Below are 23,993 nucleotides of genomic sequence, written 5' to 3' on the forward strand. Positions count from 1 at the left end.
CCACTGCGCGACTCAACTGAGGAGCCCTGTGCGGGAATACCGCACGCAGGGATCTGCAAGGGGACTGCCCGGTAACGGGCAGTTCTACCTTAATCTGAAAAAATGAATACCATAGAAATACTACACGGATTCGGGCTCGGAGCACTGCCGGTTCTCGTCATTTATCTGATTCTCCACATTGCAGTAGCAATTGCAGTTTGGAAAGACGCCAAACAACTGGAAGCGAATGGGATGCTGTTTCTCGATCAGCCCTGGATATGGGCACTCACAACAATCGTCTTCGGCCCAATCCTCGCTTTCTTTTACTGGATCATTCATTACTCCAGATTAGCGAGGATGCAGGATTGAAGAAACCCAGCGGAGAAATGCCATCTACCAACCAGTAGTCAGAACCAGTCGAGCGACTCAATAGATTTCGCTGGCGCTCATCTATTAGTCCTCTCATCGAATAACAGAAAATGAAGATTGCCTTAATATTTGCCCTCAGCGCACTGTCATTCATCGGATGTGTGAGCAAGGAAAAGAAAACCGTAGTTTATAAGAACGATCTCGGTGAGTACGTAGTTCCCAAAGAAAAGAAAAAAGGATTCTTCTATAGACCACTGAGTATCCCGGGGGCGATGGACCCAATGAACAACATGTCACCCGACACACTACGAGCGAGAGAGAACGGAATGGATCAAGCCTCCCGAAGAGCAGGTCATTAGGAGTGAAGATTAGAGTCCAATATTAAACAGACGGATGCCCTCAAGACCTACAAATTCGAACCAGTCGATACAACGAATGCGAGTGACGCCGTTGGTGTTGAGCTAGATTAGTTGGCTCGTATCCGCTGATCTCCACGATATACAGAAGAAAGACCCCATATTTTTTAACCGCTTATTCACGCTAATTTACGCTTATCCAGCACGACGTGTCACAGAAATTAAATCTTAAAAATAAGCGTCCATTAGCGGAAATAAGCGGTCCCCAGCTTCCGTCTTCATTTGATTACGCCGTGACAAGCTGCTGGCCTCTGGGAATATTTGAATTGAAAGAATCCAGACTCTAACCATCCTGAACCAATCAAACTAAACCAAGAAATGAACACTGAGGAGACAGGACAGATCGAGTGCATGGGGACTGACCGAGGGTATATCCAGGCGAGAGTGGTCAACTCCGTTCGTGCCTCACTACGTGCCACCTCTTGACGATCGACAGAAAAGAAAGGTTGAGAAATTTCAATTCACACTAGACTTCAGACACCACGAACGCACGTTACACTACATCTGAAGACGGCAGTAGGACCGACGTAATCATACTCCTCATTGATTACGAAGAACTTATGGAAGATTTGCAAGACTTATCAGTCATTGCTGAGCGCAAAGACGAGCCGTCCACATCGCTTGAAGAAGTGAAAAATAAACTTCAGAAAACGATTAGCGTTCCGTTTCTTGTTAAAGAGCGTCCTTATTTGCGCACGGTTTTGGATGGGATACGCGCTTATTTAGAAGCGCACGGCGACTGGAAAATCGTGACGCCCCAATACTATGCGGGGAATGACCATCCGCTTGATTATATTCCGGGCATTGTGGGGCAAATTTCAGGTGTTCCTCGACCGCAACATTTGTTGGGCTTGCTGGCTCGGCAGATTCCGACGGTGTTGATTGGTTATTCGCCGCAGCCGAACGGGGCGAGTACTGTTGTTTTGGATTATGATCGTATTGCAATATTAGCGGTGGACCATTTTATGGATCAAGGTGTTCGCGCATTCGCCTATATCGGCTCGAATAATCCACTTAACCGGGATCATTTCGAGCTCTGTCAGGGCGTCGAGCAATACGTCGGAACATTGTCGGCCAGCTTTGAGCAATTTGACAATACCGTGCCTTATACGAAAGCGAGTATGAAGATCCATATTGGTCGCATTGCTCAGTGGTTGAAATGTTTGCCAGATCAAGCGGGGATTATTTGTGGCGATGATGATTACGCAAACCGTGTGCTGCTGGCCGCTCACTTGGCGGGTTTAAGACCTGGTCAGGATTTCATGATGATTGGTTGTGGGAATGATACCGTTTTTTGTGAGTCTGCGAATCCAAAGCTTTCTTCGATCGAATTTGATTATTACGGGATGGGTTGGTTGGCCGCTCAGAAATTGTGTGCGTTGGTGCTGTCAAAATCGGAACCAAACGAAGCGCTAATCATTCGTTCCTCTGTGCTGCGTGCACGTCGTAGCAGTCGTCGTAGTGGGGTGCCGGGTGGTTGTGTGGACCAGGCCATGGATCTGATTTGGAATCGGAATGAGTCAGTCGTTTCAGTGGATTTGTTGGCCTCAAAGTTGAAGGTCAACCGTAGGACTCTGGATCGCCAGTTTAATCAGCAATTACAAACCAGTGCTTCAGTGGAGATTCGCAAGGCGCGCACGGAGAAGGTGAAGCGCTTATTATCTAATGAACGCATGCTGTTGGCAACCATCGCTCAAGATTGTGGGTTTTACGATCAAGCGCACATGTCGCGTGAGTTTAAACGCGAAACTGGGGTGACGCCTTTGGCTTATCGGAATCGTAGGGCAAATACATCTTTGTCTTAAATATACAAAAAATATGATAATTAATGCAATACGCTAAGTGTAATGTGGAGTATAGTGGTTTACAATTATTAACCCCAACGATTCCTCATTATGAAAAAAAATGCATTGTTCTCACTATCACTTGTCGGTCTGTTCGTCGCCAATGCACAAGCGTTGACGATCATTGATGGCGGCACGCGAAATGGTTCCTTTGAAAGCGCGACAGCCACTGGTGTTCAATATGATGCTGAATTTTGGTCGTTTGGATTTAATTCAGATCAAGTGCAACGGCAGGATAATGATTCCAATACGCCTGATGGTAGTTACTCACTTGTGATTGGGACGAATAATGATGGGTCTGTGCATAATGGTGCCTATCAGTTGACTGGCTATGAAGTGGGGGCTGGAGATCGCTTTAGCCTTAGCTTTTCATGGGGAGCGGCCTATCAATGGGTGTCAGGTGATGATATAAACTGGCGACTTTTTACGACCGAAGATAACACCACGACTGGAACGATTACAGAAATCGCCAGTGGATTTGTGACCGGAAAAAGTGCGAGCACGCTTCCTCTGACGAACTGGTCGACGGCTGATGTGTTGGTTGAAGGTGGAACAATCACCTCGTCGAATATCGGACAGTTATTGTTTGTCGAATTTTATGAAGCGAACGGCATTAATCAGTTCGCACGCATTGATAACGTCGTATTAAGTGTTGTTCCAGAGCCTGCAACATTTGGACTCTTCGCGGGCGGAATCGCGCTGGTGTCGATGATGATTCGTCGTCGTGTCTCTAAATAAGCATTTTGCAATTTAAGCGAAGAGCTACTTTTGAAGCCTGCGTTACACACGCAGGCTTTTTGGGGTTCATTTGAATAGTTGCCGTGTGGATGACCTCTTCGGGGAGGTTAGGCAGACCTTCCTTCGGGCGAGGTGCAGCCTACTTGGCGGTATCGGATATCCCTGATTTAGGGCTGAGGCTCGCCTGTTATGCGCTTGTTTGCATGTGCTAACTGTTAAAGAAGCGATGTTCTTGTTCCTGTCTGATCAGTTTGACATGATACATTATAACTTAACTCTATTACATATCCCATAAGCTCATGAAATTACATCTTCCCATCAGTCTTCTCGCGCTCACAGCACAGTTCGCCTCCGCTGCAAGTATCACCTTTGAGGGACGTTCGGATCTCGCTTCCGAAGCTTCGTTTAATCTGACCGAAATCGGCACGGCCGACTGGGCCTATTGGGATACCAATGCCAACCCCGCAGCTAGTGGGGCGGCGACGAACGATATGAACGGCGGCTTCGGTATCGGATCGATTTCCAACTTTGGCACGGGCACATCTTTGCGAGGTACCTCTGCAGCAGCAGTGGATACAGTTTTTGCCTATTCGAATGGAAGCAGCGATGTGAGTGGCACTGAAAACGGCGTGACCGGTTTGTTCGCGACAGTGCTTGCGACTTCGAACGAAGGAGTTCAGTTGGATATCACGCTAGCCGATGCGGGGCAGGCGTATGAGATTAATATTTGGACCGGTGCCTACGCGACTCAATCTGGCTCCATCGTGGCTTCGATGAATGGAGCGACTAGCTATGTATCTGGGAATACGGGTGGCGCTGGAGATAGCGGTTGGTATGGGGATAGTAGCACGCCCCGTGAGCCTTACCTCTATACTTTTAATGTGATCGCCGATAACCCGAACGAAGTCTTCAACTTCAGTATCACAACGGCTGGCAGTCAGAACAGTTCCAGTCACGTCCTCATCGCCGCCGCGGCCGTGGCCGCCGTTCCCGAACCCGGCAGCTATGCCTTGTTGGCGGGCTTTTGCATGTTGGGCTTCGTCATGATGCGCCGTCGATAGTGGGGCGCGATATGTTGACTCGAACCGTCTCTTTGCAGTCAGTCTTGTTGTTCGCCCGTGCTTTCTTATCCGTGGGCTGTGGCATCGTTCTGCTCGGACTACAGCCACACCCAGCTTGGGCGGATCCGGGCGCTACCATTCCGGCGCCTGCGATGACAGGAAATACGCTGCTGTTGACTGCCGAGCAGTCAGTGGGCGGCACTCTGATTAAGAATAAGGATGGCTCCCTGGCCGGAGTGACTCTGGATCGATCCTGCGCCGCTAACTTTGAGAAGCGCTCTGACGCTTGTATTGAGTGGACGCTCGAGAAACCAATCCCTGCCGGGTGGTGGCATGGTCGACTGGAGTCCGACGGCTCGACAGGCTGGGCCAACCGGGAGTTTCGAGTTGCCATCATGTCCGGCTTGGATCCCGACGTCATGGTGAAGACCAATTATACTGGCTATCGCGAAGGCGGTGATAAGCGTGCGCTTGAATTCTGGATTTACACTTCGGCGCCGTCCTCATCTGTGCGTCTAGTGCCCAAGGGAGACTTGTGGTATTACCGCAACACATGGCCGGTCAGTCGTCTGACATTGGTTCATCAAACGCCGGATGTCTTAACTGATATGGACGCCGTCACGATGGACTTGTCGGCACAGGCCGATGGCACTGTTGAATTACCAGCTGTGCTTCCTGGGGGTGCCTGGTCGCTCACTAGCGTGTTGCTTGATAATATTCAAATTGCAACCACCTCAGGCGAGGGGAGTGAGGTTCTATTTCCGCTCGCCCGAGACCGTTGGAAGCGCCCGCGTACGGCCAATTTTTACATGGATGGCCCGCTGACCGGGCTCCAGGTCGAGCCTGCCGCGGCGGTTCGAGAAAGCATGTTGCTCAGGCATGATATTAAAGAGGCTCCCAAATCAATGGCTACCGAGCATGCGTTAATGACCACGGTTGATTACGAGCAGATGGAAACCGGCACTCTCGAATTAATCGGCACGAATTTAAAGGGCGAGGTGCCCACTTTCGCGACTTACCCGCAGGGGCGGAAAATCGCCGTGGTGACCATGTGGGATGATGGCAAAGAGACGGATTTGCGCGCGGCGGAGATTCTTCATAAGAATGGATATCGAGCGACATTCCTGATGAATGAGAACTCGCCAGCCTTGGAATTTCTCGAGGAACTCAAGGCGTTGAACGGCGAGATCGGAGGCCATTCGATGACGCATCCTGCGCTGCATAATGTTTCGCCGCCGCGTGCTTTTGACGAGGCTGCGGAGATTCGCAAACTGTTGGAGCGGAAACTCGGGCATCCTGTAATTTCCTTTGCCTACCCACACAGCTACTCACCAGCCTATGATCAGGATGGCGACTACGTGTTGCGAGCGGTGGAATTAGCAGGATACTGGTCCGCACGTGGCCGTAGGGATGGGCAGAAGTCTTTGGATTCGATCACGCATCCGCTGCTCTTTATCAATACCAACGGTTGGATTGGCATCCGTAAGAATTTGGAGAAAGATTGGCTCGAATTAAAAGACCAAGAAGGTGCCGTGTTTTCGTTTTGGGGGCACAGCTGGCAGATCGGAAAGAGCGAGGAGGCATGGGAACGTTTTGAGCAATTGATCGCGCAATTTGCGAACCAGCCGCAAGCCTGGTATGCTACACAAGGGGAGTTGTCTCTCTGGATGTGGACGCGTGATCAGGTGCAGTTTGAGGTCACCGAGGACAGCTCTTCCAAGGTTCTTGTGCGCATGACGCGCCCATGGTTACACCCGTGGCTGAGCGAGCGGGCAGTTCTGAGTCTTCGTTTGCCGGACGGCGTGGAGCGCGTACTATGGAATGGCCAGCAGTTGCCGATCCAAGACGGTGCAGTCGATTTTACTTGGTAATTGCACCCGCTATTTTTACTTGAATTGGCGCGCAATGGAGATTGGAACTCGAGCTTCATTAATCGGTGAAGGAAATTAATTATTGGCTGTTGATTGGCTGTTGAGAGGCTGTCGAACGGCTGTGGTTTATTGTGCAACTTTACTGATAAGGTAATGCAAGGATTGTAAGGTTGTGGGTGTTGGGAGATGAACTACCACTCCCCTAAGGTTTTACCCTGCCTTGAAAATATACCCTCTGAGACGATGACCCCATCCATGTTTGTTCATACTGGTTCTTTATGCTCTGGTAGTTCGCCTAGATGAGTCAATGAATCTCTTTTGTTTACAGCCTAGTAAAAAAAAGTCACCCCAAAACAAAGCATAGTATGAATACTCCCCCCAGAAGCAAAAAAAATGAAAAATTGCGTAGGATCAGGAGCGCTGCGCGCTTGCTGCTCCTCCTTGTCGGCGGCACGGCATTAAGCGCATCAACCGCCCATGCCGCATTTTCTGGCACCCTTAATGGCTTAACAGAAGACGCTGAAGCTTATAGCGATGGCACCGTCGGTAATGTCTCAGCAACTCAAGGATATGTTGGCGGAGTCGCTGGTGTGCAGCGCTGTGTTGTCAATATGTTCCGGATTCCTGCTGCGATTCTGAATGATCCGACACAACAGTTTTCTACGGCGACTTATCGTGTGCGGACGGGGTATATGACGCCGCGCTCAATCAACGGTGATCTCTATGGTATCGGTTTCAGCAGCACAAGTGCTGCGGTGAGTCCTTCTGATTATTATGGGGGGGCCTATGACAATAATAATGTATTGATTAACGATAACTTTATTCTGCCCACTACGCCTTCTTACACCAGTGTGAGCACTTCGAATAGCGAACTGGTCGATTATTTGAATGCACAATTGGATGCGCTGCGCCAAGCGGGAGCGACAGACGGATATGTGTTCTTTCGGATCAATCCAGATGCTTATATCTATTGGAATTTTTATCCAATTGACATGGCCGAAAGCGGTGGAGGTGGTGTGCCCACCTTGGATTACACCACAATCACTGTGCCGGTTTCCGCCCCTACTGGTATGCTTTGGGGCTTAACTGAAGACGCAGAAGCTTACAGTGATGGAACCGTTGGTAATATCACGGCAACGCAAGGCAAGATTGGTGGAATCTCCGGTGTGCAGCGTAGTGTGGTCAACATGTTCCAAATTCCTGCTTCGATTCTCAATGATTCGACGAAGCAGTTTACCGAAGCGACATATAGCGTGAGAACGGGGTATATGGTTCCTCGCTCAATTAACGGAGATCTTTATGGTATCGGTTTTAGCACGACCAGTGCTGCTGTGAACCCTTCCGATTATTTTGGAGGCGCCTACGACAGCAATAATGTGTTGATTCACGATAATTTTATTTTACCCAGCACGCCTTCTTACACAAGTGTGAGCACTTCTAACCCTGAACTAGTTGGGTATTTGAATGACCAGGTGGACGCGATGCGTCAATCAGGCGCGACGGACGGTTATGTATTTTTCCGGATCAATCCCGATGCTTATATCTACTGGAATTTTTATCCGATTGACATGGCAGATGGTGGTGGAGGTGGCGTGCCCACTTTAAGCTACACGCTTGGCGCAACGGATTTTTCAAATTGGACAACGGTTCCCCTTGGTGGTGGCGGTTATGTGACTGGCATCGTCAGCGATGCCTCCACTGATACAATCTATTGCCGAACCGATGTCGGAGGCGCTTTCCGCTGGGCACCCGTTGGCGATGCCGATGGTAATGGCTCTTGGGTTTCGATTTCGGACACGCTAGTTCCTTTTGGCACACTGGGTTCCACGGCATTGATGTGCGTAGAAAGTATCGCGGTCGATCCCAGCACGCCCAATCGGATTTATATGGCTGTGGGGAACCCGCAAATCCCCTCCAGTCCGCGGGGCATTTATGTCTCCGACAACGCGGGTGGGGATTGGTCTTTTGTTGATACGAGTGACACCTTTGTCATTCAAGGTAATCATGGTTCGAGCCGAGCAAAAGGCGAACGCCTCGCAGTAGATCCGAATGACCCAAATACCTTTTGGTATGGTTCCACAAAGTCAGGCTTGAAAAAATTCGTCAAAAGCGGTGGCGTGTGGACCTCGACGCAGATTTCTTCTAGTTCGGTGCCATATGGATCGACCAATACAGGAGTCACCTTTGTTGTGTGTGACCCGAATGGCGGCAACACCATCACATATGCTGGTGTGTATGATGAAACAAATGGAGGCGTCTACAAGAGCTCAAACGGCGGCACGACTTGGTCAAAAGTTGGTGGGGACGTCTTGACAGAGCCTAGACGCGCGCAGATCTCGAGTAATGGCACCCTCTATGTGACGGGGGGGACTGACGGTGCCGCAAAACTCGTTCGCCATGGCACATTGAGCTTCATGAGTGCGCTGCCAACAACGACAAGCAATCCTACGCGTGCGGTGAATTATCACGCTGTGGCCGTGGATCCCAACGACGCTTCTGGTAATACGGTATATGTGGCAGAAGCCAATAATAAGGATAGAAACAGTATCATTCTGCGTTCAGATGATGGCGGTGTGACCTGGGCAAATCAGATCTCGATTAGTCAAGATCGTGAGGAGCCGGATGGCAGCAAAAGTTTGACTGGCTATTGGTTTGGTTCGACTGCATCGCTGATGGTGAATCCTGCGAATTCTGATGAACTTTGGTTGAGCGACTTTTTTGGTGTGATTCGCACCAATAATGCACAAGACATCGGCACGAGTCCTGGAGCCATCTGGAAGACGCTACAGAAAGGCCAGGAAGAGACTGTTGTCCTCGACCTAAAGAGCCCACCGAGCGGAGGAAACTTATTGACGGGGCTCGCGGATGTGGGTGGGTATCTTTACCACGATACCACGTCTCGACCGATTGGTGCTGCTGGAAGTAAATTCACGAATGACAATGTGACTGGCTTGGACTTCTCTGAGGGGGCCCCTGACGTTTGGGTTCGTGCTACGGCAAAGAATCCTTACTCTGGAACAGGCGCGGTTTCGCTCAATGGTGGAGTAAACTGGATCACCTTCGGTCAGCTTGATGCCAAAGGTGTCACGAACAGCGCGACTGCAGGTTGGGAGTCGTTTGATATTGGGCCTTATTTGAAAGAGAAACAGGATGAGGGAGCCACTTCGGTGACCTTGGTGGTTCGTGCCAACACATGGAGTTCGAGCAACTCTTTCCTACACTTCTCATCAAAGGAGGGAAGCCATCCTCCTGAGCTTGTGCTCAACGGTGCGAATACGCTCACGCCAACGGCAGATGCTTTGGTACTGAAATCCTCATCTGGATCAAATACCAACTACGGGGACAATGCTGAACTGCAGGCGCAAGATTTTTACGGCCAGTCGGGCAGGGTTCGCTGGAGCTATTTGAAATTTGATCTGAGTGGGCAGCCCACAATTAGCTCGGCAACTTTGCGGCTGTATCGTCTGGCGTCGTCTTCCGACACGTCGACCTTCTCCACCACAATTCATTCGACGCCAACTACCAGCTGGGTCGAGGGTAATGGTGGCACTGATAACTCGCCCGCAAATGAGATCAAGTGGTCCAATAAACCAACTGATCTTTACACGACTCCCGGAGCCTTCTGGAAAGGAGGCGGACGTGTCGCAGTCTCGGCAACTAATCCCGACAACATTGTCTGGATGGGAATTAAGAACGGTTCAAACAATACGCCCATGTATTACAGCACGGATCGCGGTGTCACGTGGGCGGCTGCTTCAGGTGGCCCTAATTCCAACATCACGGGCATCTTTACGAATGGCAGTAGCGTGGCTCCGTCAGGTCAACCACTGGTGGCTGACCGCAGTAATGGATATTTCTATGCCGCGACTTTTGGTGGCTCATCACATCAGATTTATCGCAGCACGAACGGAGGTAAGAATTGGTCGCAGGTCTCAACGGTAGCGAATGGAGGCAGTCACAATATGCGTACGCCTCAATTGGTGGCTGCACCGGCTTCACCAACTTATCCAACTGGGGGCGACGTCTGGCTTTGTGACGATGGCACCTACCATATACCTCATAAAGGAGGAGGTCTCTGGCGCTCCACAGACTCCGGGACTAGTTGGTCGTCGATCCCTGGCGTTGGAAAGGTTTCCCAGGTGAGCTTTGGTCAGGCTGCCTCTGGTACTGGTTACACTGTATTCATCAACGGAGAAAAGGACGGCGTAAAAGGCGTTTATCGCTCTGATGATTATGGTGCCACCTGGGAGCAGCTAGCAGACCCAACGATTAAAGATATCACTGCGCTTGCGGGTGATCGCCAGAATTACGGCAAGGTCTATATTGGTACTGCGGGGCGTGGTGTGTTCCAGAGCCAATAAGTCGATCGCTTCTCACGCAGCTTTGTGAGTCTCGCAGCCGGGAGGTCTAATGACCTCCCGGCTTTTTTTGAGGTATATCTACTCGTCTGAGTTATCTGAGCGGGCTCGCCCCATTTACAAAGAACAAAGAGCCCCATCATGTTACATTATACTCGTGATTGGGGGAGTAGGCGAGCTTCCAGGAATCCGACAGCAGCTTGGAGATACTCGGCGCGTTGGGCACGGTTGTCGCCTACGATGTCGTGGCCTATGTTATCGACTACAATGAGCTCGCTGTGAGCGTCCGCAGCCTGCCATGCCGCATGGCCAATCGCGCCCTGACGAGCGTGCACGGTTCGGTCTTGGCGTCCGTAAATGAACAAGGCTGGTGGCAGATCTCCATGCATGTATGTGATGGGACTGGAACGATGGTAGAGCGCCGGGTTTCGCTGGTAATCCGTGCCGAGCATGGTGCGTTCGGCTCCTGGGTTTTCATGCTTATCAAACCAGCGTGCCACAAAATCAAGCGGCCCCCAATTGGCGATCAATGCGGCGGGGCGTGAGGTTGATGCAGAAAAAGAAACGAGCGGGCTGTCGACTGCGAGGTGGGTGGCTTGAAAGACTCCCGCTGATGCACCAGTGACTGCGACCTGTTGTGGATTAATACCGAGTTCAGTGGCATGCGTTTGCAGCCATTGCCACGCATGCGATGCTTCATCCAGAATGTAAGGAAAGGTTGGATTGTGAGCGTCGGCTAGTCGGTAGGAGACGGAGACAGTGATCATGCCCAATGAGAGGGCTAGCATCTTCGCCATCTCGCCGTAACTTTCTGGAGCGCCATTTTCCCAGCCGCCTCCGTGAAAGGCCAATAGTGCTGGCGCAGGTGTGGCAGCAACCGTGCTCGGGCGATAGATCGCGGCGTAAAGTTCAGGTCCGCCCGCGATCGAGCCGATCTTTCGCTTTAATTCGATCTCAACCCCGGGGCAGGGTTCATGACCTTGGAGGTCGAGGAGAGCTTCGGTTTGTTCGAGTGTGAGTAATTGTGGCATAGAATGCTTAGACTATATGATTAAACATTCTACAGGATAGATTTTTTTCGATTTAAAAACCTAATATTTATCATTCAGCTTCAATGCATATACTTCTCTAACTGATAAATGTTAAAAAATATTGTATTATGAAGTGTAATTTACATATTTAGAAGCTGATATCTTATCGTTAATTAACCCTAATTATATAAAGAAACCGCATTATGAATAAACTTCTACGTTGTACTGCATTCAGTAGTTTGAGCCTCTGTTTTCCTCTGGCATCCGCACTCCACGCCGCATCTGTCACTGCGCCGTATGTGAACGACTTTTCTACTTCTGTAGCTGATTTTACGGAAAACAATGATCCTAATTGGTCCTTGGAGGCGGGGGATACCTATCAATTTTTCACGTCGGGATCGAATTACGCTGGTTCAGCAATGGTTACGGCAACTGGCTTCGGCGCAACATATGAAGACTTTGTGGTGAGCACGACTTTTACAGTCACCAGTAAAGCGAGTGGAGGCACCTTTAATTGGGGCATGGCGCTGCTGGGGAACGACGAAGACCCAGGCACGTATATTTTGGCGGATCTTTCTTCGGATGGTAGTTTTCGTCTGATCAATGTCGGTGGTTCGGGAACGAGCTTGGATGTCGATGAGAGTGGTAGTTTTTCATACGCGCTCAATACTAGTTACACTCTAACCGCGACGGGCACTTATTCTGGCAGCAATTTGACGCTGAAACTTGATATCAGCAATGGTGTCATCTCGAATTCGATCACGGCAGCCGCATTTGATGCGTCCACACATTACACCGGTGCTGCTATGGGACTGCGTTCACGTAGTGGTTCGGGAGGAGGCACCACTGTCCAATACGATTCGTTTTCGATCGTTCCTGAGCCTAGTAGCTACGCTTTAATGGCAGGGGCTTGCATGCTGGGCTTTGTCATGTTGCGTCGCCGATAGAGAGTCTTTTGAACTGGGGCCGTCTTCATTCTAGGAGACGGCCCTTTTTGTTTTTGTGGTCTGTCGAATCGACTCTGCCCGCAGTGTGTTGACGATATTCTTACCGAGTGTGAATAGCTTGAAGCACATTTCAAGAATGAGTTCAGACAAGCTTTGACATGAGCGTATATACATTCATGTACTAGTGGTTACCCTACGTTATTCAACCTGATACTTTATGACCAAGCGTTACTTGAGGCTCTTTATTCTATTCTCCATTAGCTGCTGCGTGCTGCCTTGGGCTCTGCGGGCGCAAGACGGCCCCGGCGGCACTGGCGGCACAGGCGGTGCAGATTCCGCGAATGCCGTGCCCGGTGAGGTCGGTGAAGCTGTTGATGGCACCGAGTCGATGGGGCCTGCTACAGTGGAGGTCGATGAGTTCATTACGGAAGACGTTAGCGCTACCGGTGCTTTGATTGAGAAACTCAAAGAGAGTGGCAAGACCGGTATTGCGCTTTTCTTCATCTCGGTGGTTGGTTTTTCATTTGCATTTGAGCGTCTGTTTAATTTGCGGAAATCACTCATTACACCTCCGAGGCTCGCAGGGCAGGTTGATCAACTTTGGAGTCAGGGAGATGTGAGTGCTGTCAAAAAACTAGCCAGCGAAAGCCATTCCACGTTGGGTCGAGTGATCAACGAAATCGTCGAGCATCGGGATTCACCACGGGCGGACATTACGACTATGGCGGGGGATTTGGCGAGCCGCGAGATGCGTTTGCATTTGCAACGTGCCTATCCTTTGGCTGTGGTGGCCACGATTAGCCCGCTCTTGGGCTTGTTTGGAACAGTTTACGGCATGATTGGCGCGTTTGAGTCGGTGGCCTTAGCTGGGGAAATGGGCGACCCTTCGATCATGGCGGGTGACATTGCCTATGCTTTGATCACCACTGCCTTGGGCTTAGTCATTGCGGTGCCAGCTTTGGCATCGTATCACTTTTTCCGCATACGAACTAATATGCTGGCACTTGGCTTGGAGTCACAGCTGGGGCATATCATGAGCCGGTGGTTTGGGCCCAATGCGATCGTGCCTAAGAAATCAACTCCTCAAACACCCCTGGAGGATTAGATTATGCGACTTGATTTAGATGACGGTGACGACATCACGGTCGATATGGGACCACTCATTGACTGCGTATTTCTCTTGCTGATTTTCTTCCTCGTTTCCACCACAATGAAAAAGCCAGAGCAGGAGATTCCCGTCGAGCTGCCGGACCCCGCGATCTCAGCGGTGGCGAGCCCCGCGCAACAGGTGCAGAACTTGGTGGTCGATGTGGAGGGGAATTTTTATTGGGGTGCGACGCCCATTGGGCAGCAGGAAGTGCATAAGCAGCTGCGGCAGTGGGCCGAGACTGATCCTGGCGCGCACCTTCGCATTCGAGTCGATCGAAATACTCCAGCGCGTTATCTAGTGCAACTGGTCGATTTGTGTACTTACGAGGGGTTGACTAATTATGCGATTCACACTCGGGACGGAGACGTTCAATAGCCCAGAGGGGGACTACTCAATTGATGTCTGATCGCGATTCCGATTCTCCATTTGCTGATCCGCCTAACAATCGTTTAGTATGGATTGTTCCTTCGGTGCTTCTGCACCTGGTTGTGCTGGTGGTCTGGCTACTATTGCCTGATGAGGCGCCCCGTGAGCGTCCTGATCGGGAGCTCACGATTAATAGCCGGCAAGCTCAGCAATTGCAGCAGCATGTTGAGGATGCGAACCTTAAGGTCTTGCGTGCGCAGGTGGAAGAATTGCAGACGATCAAGCTGGCGATGTCGGAAATTCGAGATCGAAAAATGGCGCAGCTTCGTGAATTCGAAAAAAGGATGGTAGTGAATGCGCCCAGAGAGAGTTTCGAACTTTTTACGCGCTTGCTAAGTTCACAAAGCGATGCGCTGGCTGCGCATAAAAAATTGTTAGAATTGCGAAGCTCCAGTGAACAACTGACTGAGACCTTACAGCCTAGCCTAAAGATTGAAACGGCCAAAGAACTGATTCCACAGCTGCAAGAGCTGCAACAAATTTGGGCCGATGGCCTCGAGCAAACGCGTATCCTTACGAGAGAAACCGCCCAGGCCTTAGCTATGATGAATACAGCTGAGAATCAGTTGGCGTGGCTACGTGACGAATCGGTCGCAGATGAATTTGCACAGCTCAGGAAATTGATGGAGTCGGCCCAGTATCGAAACCAACAGGTCGTTTATACAGTAAAAAAAGGCTTTTCTGGGAACCCCAGTAAACATTTGAATGATTTGCTCCAGCGGCATGATCAGTTTCTCGAGTGGTTACAGACTTATAATTTAGATCTGGTTGAAGGACCGAAAAAGGTCGAAGGTGATCGTCAAGCCAAGCGAGATGAGATGGAGCGTTATCAGCAGCAGCTCCATGATTTTAAACTGAAGCGAGATCAACTCATTGCCGATCAAAAGGCCTTGCCTCAAGATGCCAGTAAAACGCAGCGGGCGGCTCTTACAACGCAGCTCAATAAGTTGAGGGAGAATCAGCGTAAAACGGAGTCTCATTTAAAAAATGCAGAACGTAGTTTGAAGGGGATTCGCGACTTTCGGCCTAATAAATCGCGACAGGATCAGTTGAAGCGCGTGCGCGGCATTATTGACGGAATATTCGCCTCCGCACCCGATGTTGATAAGATGCAGGCTGCTCTTGAGACCCAAGTCGCTGTGATCCAAGCTATGCAGGCACTTTTAGAAGCTTTGCCGAAGCAAGTGAAAGAAAGTGAGGGAGCACTATGAGGCGCTGGCTATTGTTATCGATGCTATCGTGGCTGATTGGGCTAGGGCTGGGGCCCCGCAAGGGATGGGCGCAGACAGATGTGCAGACGCCCGGATCGGAGCTGCAGCAACTAAAAATGCTGATTGAAGGGCTGGAGCTATCTCCATTGCGTGAAGATCAGGCAGTCGAGGAGCTAGGAGTTTACGATAGCTACGATGAAGCGCAGCAGTTGGAAGCCGAAGTTGTGCAAATGTATCGTGAAATTCGGGCCGCAGAACTGTCTTTAATTCAGCGTCAGACTTTAGATCGTTCCTTAGAATCGACTTTAACTCCACTTAGTGAACGTGCCGAAGTGGATGCCGCGTTATTAACAGAAAGCGCGAAAGATGCAGATGCGGTCAAGGCCTATCAGTCGGAACTGTCGCTAGTGCTGCGAGAGACCGATGCGATTGTAGCCAATGCACGGGATCTGCTTGAGAGTTTATTGCCTAAGCCCAGCCCCGTGCCGGAAGTTAATATAGAGCCGACTGTTGAAGCAATTGAAGAGGCAGTCGAGGAGCTATCGCAGGCAGAGTCGGCCACGGCAATGGAAGCGTTTGAGTTAAGTAGCGAGTCGATGCAGGCGAGTGAGCCCGCACAGCAGTTGCAAGCACAGCAGGCCGAGTTGCAGCAGCAAGTCGAACAGAACCTGGAAGAAGTCGAGTTGAACTTGGAAGAAGCGCTCAAAGAAATTGAGGCCGCTCAAAAAATAGTAGAGGCGCAAGTGGAGGAAAATGAGTCTCTAGTCGAGCAATTGGAAAAAGAATTGGCAGAAACGGAAACCAAAGAAGCTAAAAAAGAGGAGACGCTTGAGCAAGCCCTTGCAGAACGCGCCGTGCTCAAAACCGTAAATGAGGCCGTAGAGCAGGCAGAAGAATTAGTTGAAGCCGTGGTTGAAGAATTGCAGACCGCGGCCGAAGTGCCGGAAGAACAGCTTGAGCAAGCCGAGGCTGCGATGGAGGTCATGCGGGCGGCTCTGGCGGCCACCATGAATGCCGATGCTGCGGTGACTGAGATGGAACAGCCCGCCACGCAAAAGCACACCGAAGCTGCGGTGCAAGAGGTGCAGGCTGCGCAAAAAGCGATGCAAGCCGCCGCCGAAGGGATGGCAGCACTGGAGGCCATGGCTGAGATGCTGGCGATCCTAGAAGCAGGCGAGACCCCCGGCGGTATCGCGATCGCTCAACAACAAGTTTTGGGGGTGCTGTCACATGCCACGTCCGGGCGCTGGATTGACCTAACAGGGCCTATGCGTGGGATCGAGCTCAATGCCAAAGCGATTGAAGTGCCACCCGAAGAACGTCCGGAGCTGTGGAAAGATCGCAAAGCAATGGATGTATTACCAAGTTCACGCAAAGTTGTGTTAGACAGCAAGCGCGGCGCAGATTGGTTCTTTGTCGGGGATTGGTATGTGTTGAGCCGCTATGATAATGCAAACCGTTCCAACCGACAGAAAGTCTATCCACCCGAGTCGATTCTGGATCTTAATGCGCGCTATGCTAGCGAGGATGGGCAAGCGATGGAGTGGCAGTATGCGAGCTTTACACCGCCACGTATACGGCCCTATGGCGGTGAAGAGTGGAAGATCTACTACTTCTACACTGAAATGTATTTTGAAACGGAGACGGAAGCATGGCTTGCGATCGGCAGTGATGATCGCTCCGACCTATGGATCAATGATTTACCAGTTTGGCATAGTTCGAATGAGCACAAGAATTGGAACCCCTATGAAGGCTTCCGCAAAGTGTATTTTAAACCGGGGCGCAACAAAGTGTTACTACGACTGGAAAACGGTCACCAAGGGCTCGGCTTTTCACTCTACTTCAAATTAGACTGATTATTTGAATGATTCTGTTGATTGTGTGTTTTTTTGAGGTAGCCAAATAGGGAGTTGAATTTCAAAAAATATCGTGAGCTCAATTTGTATTTATGGGGATTCCCCGGCCGCAGTCGCTGCGGCGATTCAAGCTTCCCGCGATGGGTATTCGGTCGTCATTGTGACTCCTGAGCTGCACGTTGGCGGTATGCTGGTCGAAGGGCTAGGCTCATCTGATATTGGTAACCATGATTTTGATAACTCGATCGCTATTGGAGGGATCGCGAGGGAGTTTTACCAGCGAATTGGGGATGCCTATGGTTATACAGAATTCGGTTTTTATAAATTTGAACCGCATGTAGCTGAGCGTGTCATCAATGCGTGGCTGGAAGAGGCTTCAGTTACTGTTTTGACAAATTGGGAACTCAAATCTGTTTCAAAAATAGATGGGCGTATTGTTCGGCTAGTATCGGTCAGCGAACAAACAGTTTGTGCAGATGTGTATATCGATGCCTCGGTTGAGGGCGATCTCATGGCGATGGCTGGCGTCAGTTATACCTGGGGGCGTGAGGGGAATGAGGTCTACGGTGAAACTCTAAATGGTATTCGAGCAGAAAGCCCTTATCGCAATTTTACAATTCCTGTAGACCCCTACATCCAGCCGGGCAATCCTAGTAGCGGGACCATTCCAACCATTTCCGATGAACCTTTGGGGATGGCAGGGGAGGGGGATCGGCGCATCATGGGATTCTGCTTTCGCATGTGTTTGACCGATAATCCGGACAATCAACTTCCGTTTACTGCGCCGCCCGACTATGACCCTCGGAATTATGAGATCTATCGCCGGTATTTTGCAGCTGGTGGAGCGGATGCGTTCTTTAGCCCGCGACGTAATCAATTGCCCAATCAAAAAACGGATCTTGGTAGCTGGCATGATCTTTCTGCGAATCTCTATGGAATGAATCATGCATGGCCTGACGCGACTTGGGCGGAACGTCGACGCATATACGCGGAGCACTTGCAGTTTACTCAGGGGCTTTTTTATTTTCTGACTAAGGATACGGCGGTTCCTGATTCGCTGCGCAAAAAGTGGCTGGCTTGGGGCTATGCGGCCGATGAATTTGTCGACAACGCTGGCTGGCCCAGGAGACTTTATGTGCGCTCAGCTAGACGGATGGTGTCGGACTATGTGATCAACGAGAATCACCTATCTACCCGCTCCGGAGGTCCCATAGCTGAGGATCCTATAGGAGTCGCTTTCTGGCCACCGGATTCTCACCATGTGCGTCGAATTGTTCGCAATGGACTTGCTTACAACGAGGGCTTCGTATTCCCACAAAAAGGTCAATGGCAGCCTTTTGGTATTAGTTATCGGGCGATAGTGCCCCGGCGCTACGAATGTACTAATTTATTGGTGCCTGCTTGTCCTTCATCCAGTTATGTAGGCTATGGTTCTCTGCGCATCGAATGGACCTTTATGGTTATGGGGCAGAGCGCTGCAAGTGCGGCTGTGATTGCATGTAAGCATAAAATACCAGTGCAGGATGTTCCCTATACTTTACTGAAAAAAAGCTTAAATAAGAGCCGGCAAATTTTGACAGTTTAACTGCATGAAAAAGTTTGACTGGAAATAAATTCGGCAGCCCTTATGCGATTGTTATAAGTCGGTGGAGCATCCAGTGTGACTAAATGTGTGTTGCCCCTTCAGGAGCGGGGATGGGGCCCTCCAAGATCGGATCGCAAATCTCTTTTTGATGGGCAATTAGTTTCCTCTGCAACTCGGCCTTAATTTCGGCATACGCAGGATTATCGACTAGGTTATTGACCTCGTGCGGATCAAAAACGGTGTCAAACAGTCGCTCTTTAGGGGCGAGTTCTTCGCCCCAGCCGAGTTTCGTCCATGCCTCGTCAGTTGGGCTGGCATCGCTTCGAGGAAATTGACTCCATTCATTGTCTTGATAGCCTTGGATATAGGCATAGCGACCGTTGCGGATGCAACGGAATGGATGATAACTGTAACCGTGGTAATTGCTTTGTGTGAAAATTACATCATGTAGTTCAGCTTTGGGGTCTTCCAGCACTGGGCGCAGGCTACTGCCTACGAGCCAGTTCGGGGCCTCGATGCCGATCAGGTCACAAAGTGTTGGGAAGACGTCTAGTTGACTCGTGAGCGCATCGCTAACACTGCCTTTAGGAATACCGGGGCCACTCAGGATGAATAAGACGCCTGTCCCATGGTCGGTCAGGTTATTCTTCATCGATGGGAAAGGCACCCCATGGTCGGTTGTGCAAATTATGATCGTGTTGTCGCGCTGTCCGCTTTCTTCTAGCTTGTCGAGAATTAGCCCTAGTGCTGCGTCTGGGTATTTGAGCGATTCAATATAGGCAGCCATATCCTTTCGGTAGACATCTGTGTCTGGAAAGGGCGCTGGTGGGCGCACATAGCGGTCGGCGCCTTCAGGTACCTCTTGTGGAAACACGCGGTGTGTTTCGGTGATACCAATACTGGCAAAGAAGGGTCTGTTCTGGTCTTTTTGAGCCTCGATGAAATCGACAGCAAGGGGTCCCATTTGCGCTCCTTTGGCACCGGCACCAGGCTTGATGTATTCGTCGTAACCGAGTGTTTCATATTCCGGCCAGTTGACGACGTGGTGAAATCCGATGAGGGCAGTATGATAGCCGTTGGGTTTGAGGGTGTGGATGAGGTGCTTACTCATGTCCTTGAGTTTGCCTCCACGGTGCGCTAGGCTAATCATACCGTTCTGCGAGGGGTATTGTCCGGTCAACAGTCCCGCGCGACTGGGGCTGCAGGTTGGAGCAACACAGTGCATCCGTTTAAATGTGAGCCCTTCTTCCGCGAGGCGTTGATAGTTCGGGCTTGGAACTCCATAACCGTAAGGGCTGATGTAGCGGCCGGTGTCGTGGGTATGGAAGTAAATAATATTAGGTTTTTTCATGCTTCTTAATCTGCATTAGGCGAATACCTTTTATCTGATTCATGTAACAGAGTAACTGAACATGGCAGCGTTTCTATGCGTTTCGCAGGGCGAGTGGAGGTTAATTGAATAGCGATTTAATGTCAAAATGAAATGGAGTTGTTTGGCCTTCGTTTAAAATGCCTGGAACTAAAAGTGTGCTTGGGGTCTTCGGGATGCCGAACTCGCTTCGTTCAATTAGCGCGGAGACCTGTTCAATGGCTTTGGCGCCGATGGCCTCGTAGTTTGGATAGAGCCCTGAGATGTTTGATCCAAGCTGTTCCACGTTTAGTTTGAATATGCTGACGTCTTCTGGCACGCGATAACCTGCTTGCTTCAGGCATTGTAATAGCTTTCCATGCATGGTGATAATGATCTCAGGTCTCTCTCTCTCGAACCATGTGGTGATATCAACACTTCGAATGGAATCTTTAAGCAAGGGTTCGATCCTCTCGTTGGTGCTCGCCTGGCATTGCTCAACTAAGAAACTGCCAATATTGATGAACCCCATGCGAGCCTCGTGCTCCGTTTCCATAACAAATCCAATCTTTTTATAGTTGAGTTCGCGCAGTTTTTTATAGTTAAGACTCATCTGATGCATAACATCTCGACTAACTCGATGTAAGTCGGGAGTGCCTAGTGAGTGACCTATTGCGACGGCAGCGAATTGATTCCAATCTAGTGGGAGTTGGGCGGGCGCATGGTCGAAAGGTGCGATGATGATTCCGCGAATGCCCCGTGAGTGCAGTGTGCGCTCTAGTTGTCGAAGCGAGTTCGGTGTGACGATGAGATCGAAGGCATCCAGGCTGTAGCCGATTTCGTTTGCACGTTGTTGGGCACCACTGAGCAACTGTTTGGGCCAAAGTCGGCCCTTTTGGTGAAGGCCTTGTGGAATAAGGAACCCGAGTGTCTCTTTGAAGTGTTTCGCTTTGCTATTTCGGATTTCACTCATCACACGGGATAGGTTCCGATTAGGCATATAGCCGAGCTCAGCAGCCTTGGCTTTTATCTTACTACGGGTTGGAGCCGGGATTTTCGAGCTATCGCGCAGCGCCAGAGAGACGGTGGACGGGGAGATGCCACCGCAGGCTTTGGCGATGTAATCTAGGTTGATTCTTGGGGGCATGTTTTCGAGAGTGGCTACGTTTGGCTGTTGGAACTTTAGCGGGTAACAGCAGGTATTTAGCTAGATATAGCTTTGATTTTGTAAATGTATCTAGATGACGGGGGAGACGGCTCGTTGTTATGCCAGGGGAATTCGGTCAAGGGTTGAATTGCGCGTGGATTGATTCAAATTGGTTACTTTGCTTATATTTGAACCCTCTAATTTAAGAATAAAAATGAGATATAATTATGAGTGATTCAATTAAGAACATGCTACCTGTGCAGCGCGGGGTAACTTTTGGATTTTACGCCCGCAATGGTGTGCTGGGATCGGAGTGGGCGCGACGTGAAGTCGACCATATGCTAGAACTCAATGTCGGCCATGTTGTGCTGACACCCATTGTGATGCAGGAAAGCTCACATAGTACCCGGCAATACCGCGATTTTGAGGTCACGCCCAATGACCATGAATTGTATCAGATTATTGAATATATGAAGTTGAAGGGAATTGAGGTGACTATGCGACCGATGCTGGAAACTCAGGACGGGAGTGGTCGCTTACAGGTGTGGTTTCAACCCGATCGAGAGCGCATACCAGGCCGTGTGTCTGATCACTGGAAACGTTGGTTTGACAGTATGATTTTACGCAGCCGACACTATGCTAAGATTGCCGCCGAAACAGGTTGTGCGCGTTACGGTCTGGATAGTGAACTGGATCGTACCATTCATCAAGGAGATGGGTGGCAGGCCTGTATTGCTGCAGTGCGTGAAGTGTTCTCCGGCGCGGTGACCAGTTGCCACACCACGCATTGCGGTTTGATTGATTGGGAAAAAGAGTTGAGTAAGCCGCAGCACTGGTGGCTTGATCTTGATGAGTTGCAAATGAGTTGTTACGAAAGTGGCGCTGATGCGCCGGGCAGTACTGTGGAGCAGATGATCGAAAGACTGAAGCCTGTGCGCGAGCGATTTCGTAAATTGGCTAAAGCTTACGGCAAACCTATATCTTTTGGTGAGTGCGGTTGCACCAGTAGTTATGGCGGCGCCATGAATCCTTCCGGTTGGAAAGGTCAGGGAGGCTATGCGCCTATGGAACAAGCTAACTATTTGGAAGCGGTGCTTTCTGTATTTTGGGATGAGCCTTGGTGGGCAGGCATTTATTGGTGGAAGTGGGATGAGCAAAATATGCGAGCAGCATTTAACTCCGATCCCGCAGGTGACAAGGGCTTTACAGTGTACGATAAACCGGCCGGAAATGTTATGAAAAAGTGGTTCGCCCGAGAAGATCGTCGCTAAATGCACGACACTGTTTCCTCCGGAGAAAGCTAGTGCTCTCTCCGGAGGAAATGTTCTTGGTATGCAATCGGTTCGGTAGTTACTGAATGCGATCCCATGTCGCCGTGCGTTCGCTTAGATAGTGAACGCGGGCTTTAATTGATCGGCTCAATTGTATCAAGCAGTTCTTCCAAGCTAGCCGTGACCAGGCCTACGCAAGTGTCGGCCGAGCCGTAATAGATTTTTACTTCATTGTTGTCTTCGAGAATCATGCCGCATGGGAAAATGACGCTACCACGGAATCCTTCGATTTCGTGCTTCAATTCAGGGCGAATGAGTGGCTCTTTGGCTAAACCAATCACTTTGGTTGGATCTTCCAGATCGAGTAAAATCAGGCCCCCATGATAGATCTTTTTCCAGTTGTCGTGCCAGGAGTTGAGTTCCTCTTCGACCTTTTCGACAGCATGAATCGTGCAGAGCCAACCCTTTTCGGTTTTGATGGGAGGGGCGGCTGGACCTATTTTACTATTGCTGTAAGGCACTTCTTCGCTGGCTAGCACGAGTCGCGTGTCGCCCCAATAGCGTAAGTCGTTTGATTTCGAGGACCAGATTTCAAAGGCCTCTGGTTTGCCTCGTCCGTAGATCGGGAAGGGGCGCTCTAAGCGAAGGAACTGTCCATTCACTTTCTCAGGAAAAAGGACCATGTTGCGGTTGTCTGGCGTGGAGATTGATAAACATTCATAGTTTTTCCAATCCGTTGTGCTCGCAATGGCGCCAACAACACCGTGAGGCGTATCCATTGCCAAACATAAGATGATCTTACCGTCAAAAACGGTAATGCGGGGGTCGTAGACGCGGCGGATTTCCGATGGCATAAAGCGCTCGGGGAAGATGTGGGCCCATTGTTCGCGTATTATGTCAGCGGTTATAATAGGCTCAGGGTCCACGCTCCAATTAATTCCATCCTGACTTCGCGCGATACCGAGATTTGTGCCTGAGAATAGCGTGCGTTTTAGATACTCATAGTCATTGCGAAAGACCATCAAGTATTCGCCGTCAATTTTGGCGACCCCAGCGTTGAAAACGCAAGAGCGTGGTTTGTCCTGATTGTATGGGACTTGTTCAGCGGTGAGGACGGGAGTTGGGTGTTTTTTCATACTATAATGTATTTTTTGTATTTTATGTAAACTGGGGATTCATTTTGTTAGATATAGTAGTTTTTTATAGCTTAGCTTTGTTGGGGGAGAGTCAATGATCGATGCATATAATTTTACGAGATGACGTTTTCCGACGCTTGATCGAACAGCGCGGTGTGCTCTTGGTTGAACTTTAAGTGTACTGTTTGTCCAATCGCAAACGCGTGCTCTGCTTGCACTTTGGCGATAAAAGAACGTCCAGTCGGAGTG

The 23,993-nt window shown here is 50.1% G+C and carries 18 protein-coding genes; 13 read left to right on the top strand and 5 right to left on the bottom strand.

Features of this window, described 5'->3' with window-relative positions:
• Window positions 1–102 precede the first annotated feature (102 nt).
• The 6 genes from QEH52_RS17070 to QEH52_RS17095 all read left to right on the top strand — a co-directional run bounded on the left by QEH52_RS17070 (window position 103) and on the right by QEH52_RS17095 (window position 10,639).
• The gene (locus tag QEH52_RS17070; protein ID WP_308952110.1) at window positions 103–348 is read left to right on the top strand and encodes a hypothetical protein; all 246 of its coding nucleotides are present in this window, start codon (window positions 103–105) and stop codon (window positions 346–348) included.
• 976 nt (window positions 349–1,324) lie between these two features.
• On the top strand, window positions 1,325–2,569 hold the full coding sequence (locus QEH52_RS17075; protein ID WP_308952112.1) for a helix-turn-helix domain-containing protein: 1,245 nt from the start codon (window positions 1,325–1,327) through the stop codon (window positions 2,567–2,569).
• A gap of 90 nt (window positions 2,570–2,659) precedes the next feature.
• Complete coding sequence (locus QEH52_RS17080) at window positions 2,660–3,346, top strand: PEP-CTERM sorting domain-containing protein (RefSeq protein ID WP_308952114.1); 687 nt, start codon at window positions 2,660–2,662, stop codon at window positions 3,344–3,346.
• 299 nt (window positions 3,347–3,645) lie between these two features.
• The gene (locus tag QEH52_RS17085; RefSeq protein WP_308952115.1) at window positions 3,646–4,407 is read left to right on the top strand and encodes a PEP-CTERM sorting domain-containing protein; all 762 of its coding nucleotides are present in this window, start codon (window positions 3,646–3,648) and stop codon (window positions 4,405–4,407) included.
• Between the two features lie 11 nt (window positions 4,408–4,418).
• Window positions 4,419–6,278, top strand: a complete 1,860-nt coding sequence (locus QEH52_RS17090) for a polysaccharide deacetylase family protein (protein ID WP_308952117.1) — start codon at window positions 4,419–4,421, stop codon at window positions 6,276–6,278.
• A gap of 428 nt (window positions 6,279–6,706) precedes the next feature.
• Window positions 6,707–10,639, top strand: coding sequence for a CBM96 family carbohydrate-binding protein (locus QEH52_RS17095; RefSeq protein ID WP_308952120.1), 3,933 nt, complete (start codon window positions 6,707–6,709; stop codon window positions 10,637–10,639).
• Between the two features lie 146 nt (window positions 10,640–10,785).
• Here the strand turns inward: QEH52_RS17095 and QEH52_RS17100 are convergent, their stop codons facing one another.
• Window positions 10,786–11,667, bottom strand: coding sequence for an alpha/beta hydrolase (locus tag QEH52_RS17100; protein ID WP_308952122.1), 882 nt, complete (start codon window positions 11,665–11,667; stop codon window positions 10,786–10,788).
• 203 nt (window positions 11,668–11,870) lie between these two features.
• Between QEH52_RS17100 and QEH52_RS17105 the strand changes: the two genes are divergently transcribed.
• The 6 genes from QEH52_RS17105 to QEH52_RS17130 all read left to right on the top strand — a co-directional run bounded on the left by QEH52_RS17105 (window position 11,871) and on the right by QEH52_RS17130 (window position 18,842).
• The gene (locus tag QEH52_RS17105) at window positions 11,871–12,614 is read left to right on the top strand and encodes a PEP-CTERM sorting domain-containing protein (RefSeq protein WP_308952123.1); all 744 of its coding nucleotides are present in this window, start codon (window positions 11,871–11,873) and stop codon (window positions 12,612–12,614) included.
• Between the two features lie 217 nt (window positions 12,615–12,831).
• The gene (locus tag QEH52_RS17110) at window positions 12,832–13,719 is read left to right on the top strand and encodes a MotA/TolQ/ExbB proton channel family protein (RefSeq protein WP_308952125.1); all 888 of its coding nucleotides are present in this window, start codon (window positions 12,832–12,834) and stop codon (window positions 13,717–13,719) included.
• Between the two features lie 3 nt (window positions 13,720–13,722).
• The gene (locus QEH52_RS17115) at window positions 13,723–14,139 is read left to right on the top strand and encodes an ExbD/TolR family protein (protein ID WP_308952127.1); all 417 of its coding nucleotides are present in this window, start codon (window positions 13,723–13,725) and stop codon (window positions 14,137–14,139) included.
• A gap of 23 nt (window positions 14,140–14,162) precedes the next feature.
• Window positions 14,163–15,401, top strand: coding sequence for a hypothetical protein (locus QEH52_RS17120; RefSeq protein ID WP_308952129.1), 1,239 nt, complete (start codon window positions 14,163–14,165; stop codon window positions 15,399–15,401).
• Window positions 15,398–17,257, top strand: coding sequence for a coiled-coil domain-containing protein (locus QEH52_RS17125; RefSeq protein ID WP_308952131.1), 1,860 nt, complete (start codon window positions 15,398–15,400; stop codon window positions 17,255–17,257). The genes QEH52_RS17120 and QEH52_RS17125 overlap by 4 nt, the downstream gene beginning before the upstream one ends.
• 73 nt (window positions 17,258–17,330) lie before the next feature.
• Entirely contained in the window at window positions 17,331–18,842 is a 1,512-nt protein-coding gene (locus QEH52_RS17130) for an FAD-dependent oxidoreductase (protein WP_308952132.1), read from the top strand.
• Window positions 18,843–18,921: 79 nt separating this feature from the next.
• Here the strand turns inward: QEH52_RS17130 and QEH52_RS17135 are convergent, their stop codons facing one another.
• On the bottom strand, window positions 18,922–20,193 hold the full coding sequence (locus QEH52_RS17135; RefSeq protein WP_308952134.1) for a sulfatase family protein: 1,272 nt from the start codon (window positions 20,191–20,193) through the stop codon (window positions 18,922–18,924).
• Between the two features lie 100 nt (window positions 20,194–20,293).
• Window positions 20,294–21,337: a substrate-binding domain-containing protein gene (locus QEH52_RS17140; protein ID WP_308952135.1), complete on the bottom strand. Its 1,044-nt coding sequence runs from the start codon at window positions 21,335–21,337 to the stop codon at window positions 20,294–20,296.
• 227 nt (window positions 21,338–21,564) lie between these two features.
• Here QEH52_RS17140 and QEH52_RS17145 point away from each other — a divergent pair, with 227 nt between their 5' ends.
• A complete protein-coding gene (locus tag QEH52_RS17145) occupies window positions 21,565–22,608 on the top strand; it encodes a glycoside hydrolase family 113 (protein WP_308952136.1) in 1,044 nt (347 codons plus the stop codon).
• A gap of 134 nt (window positions 22,609–22,742) precedes the next feature.
• On the opposite strand, the gene QEH52_RS17150 is transcribed toward QEH52_RS17145, so the two are convergent.
• Together QEH52_RS17150 and QEH52_RS20780 are read right to left on the bottom strand one after the other, a co-directional pair.
• Window positions 22,743–23,744, bottom strand: a complete 1,002-nt coding sequence (locus QEH52_RS17150; protein WP_308952137.1) for a glycoside hydrolase family 130 protein — start codon at window positions 23,742–23,744, stop codon at window positions 22,743–22,745.
• A gap of 113 nt (window positions 23,745–23,857) precedes the next feature.
• A partial coding sequence (locus QEH52_RS20780; protein WP_425609296.1) for a TOBE domain-containing protein occupies window positions 23,858–23,993 on the bottom strand: 136 nt, incomplete at its 5' end.

This window comes from Thalassobacterium maritimum (assembly GCF_031127805.1).
In the GTDB taxonomy this organism is placed as follows: domain Bacteria; phylum Verrucomicrobiota; class Verrucomicrobiia; order Opitutales; family Coraliomargaritaceae; genus Thalassobacterium; species Thalassobacterium maritimum.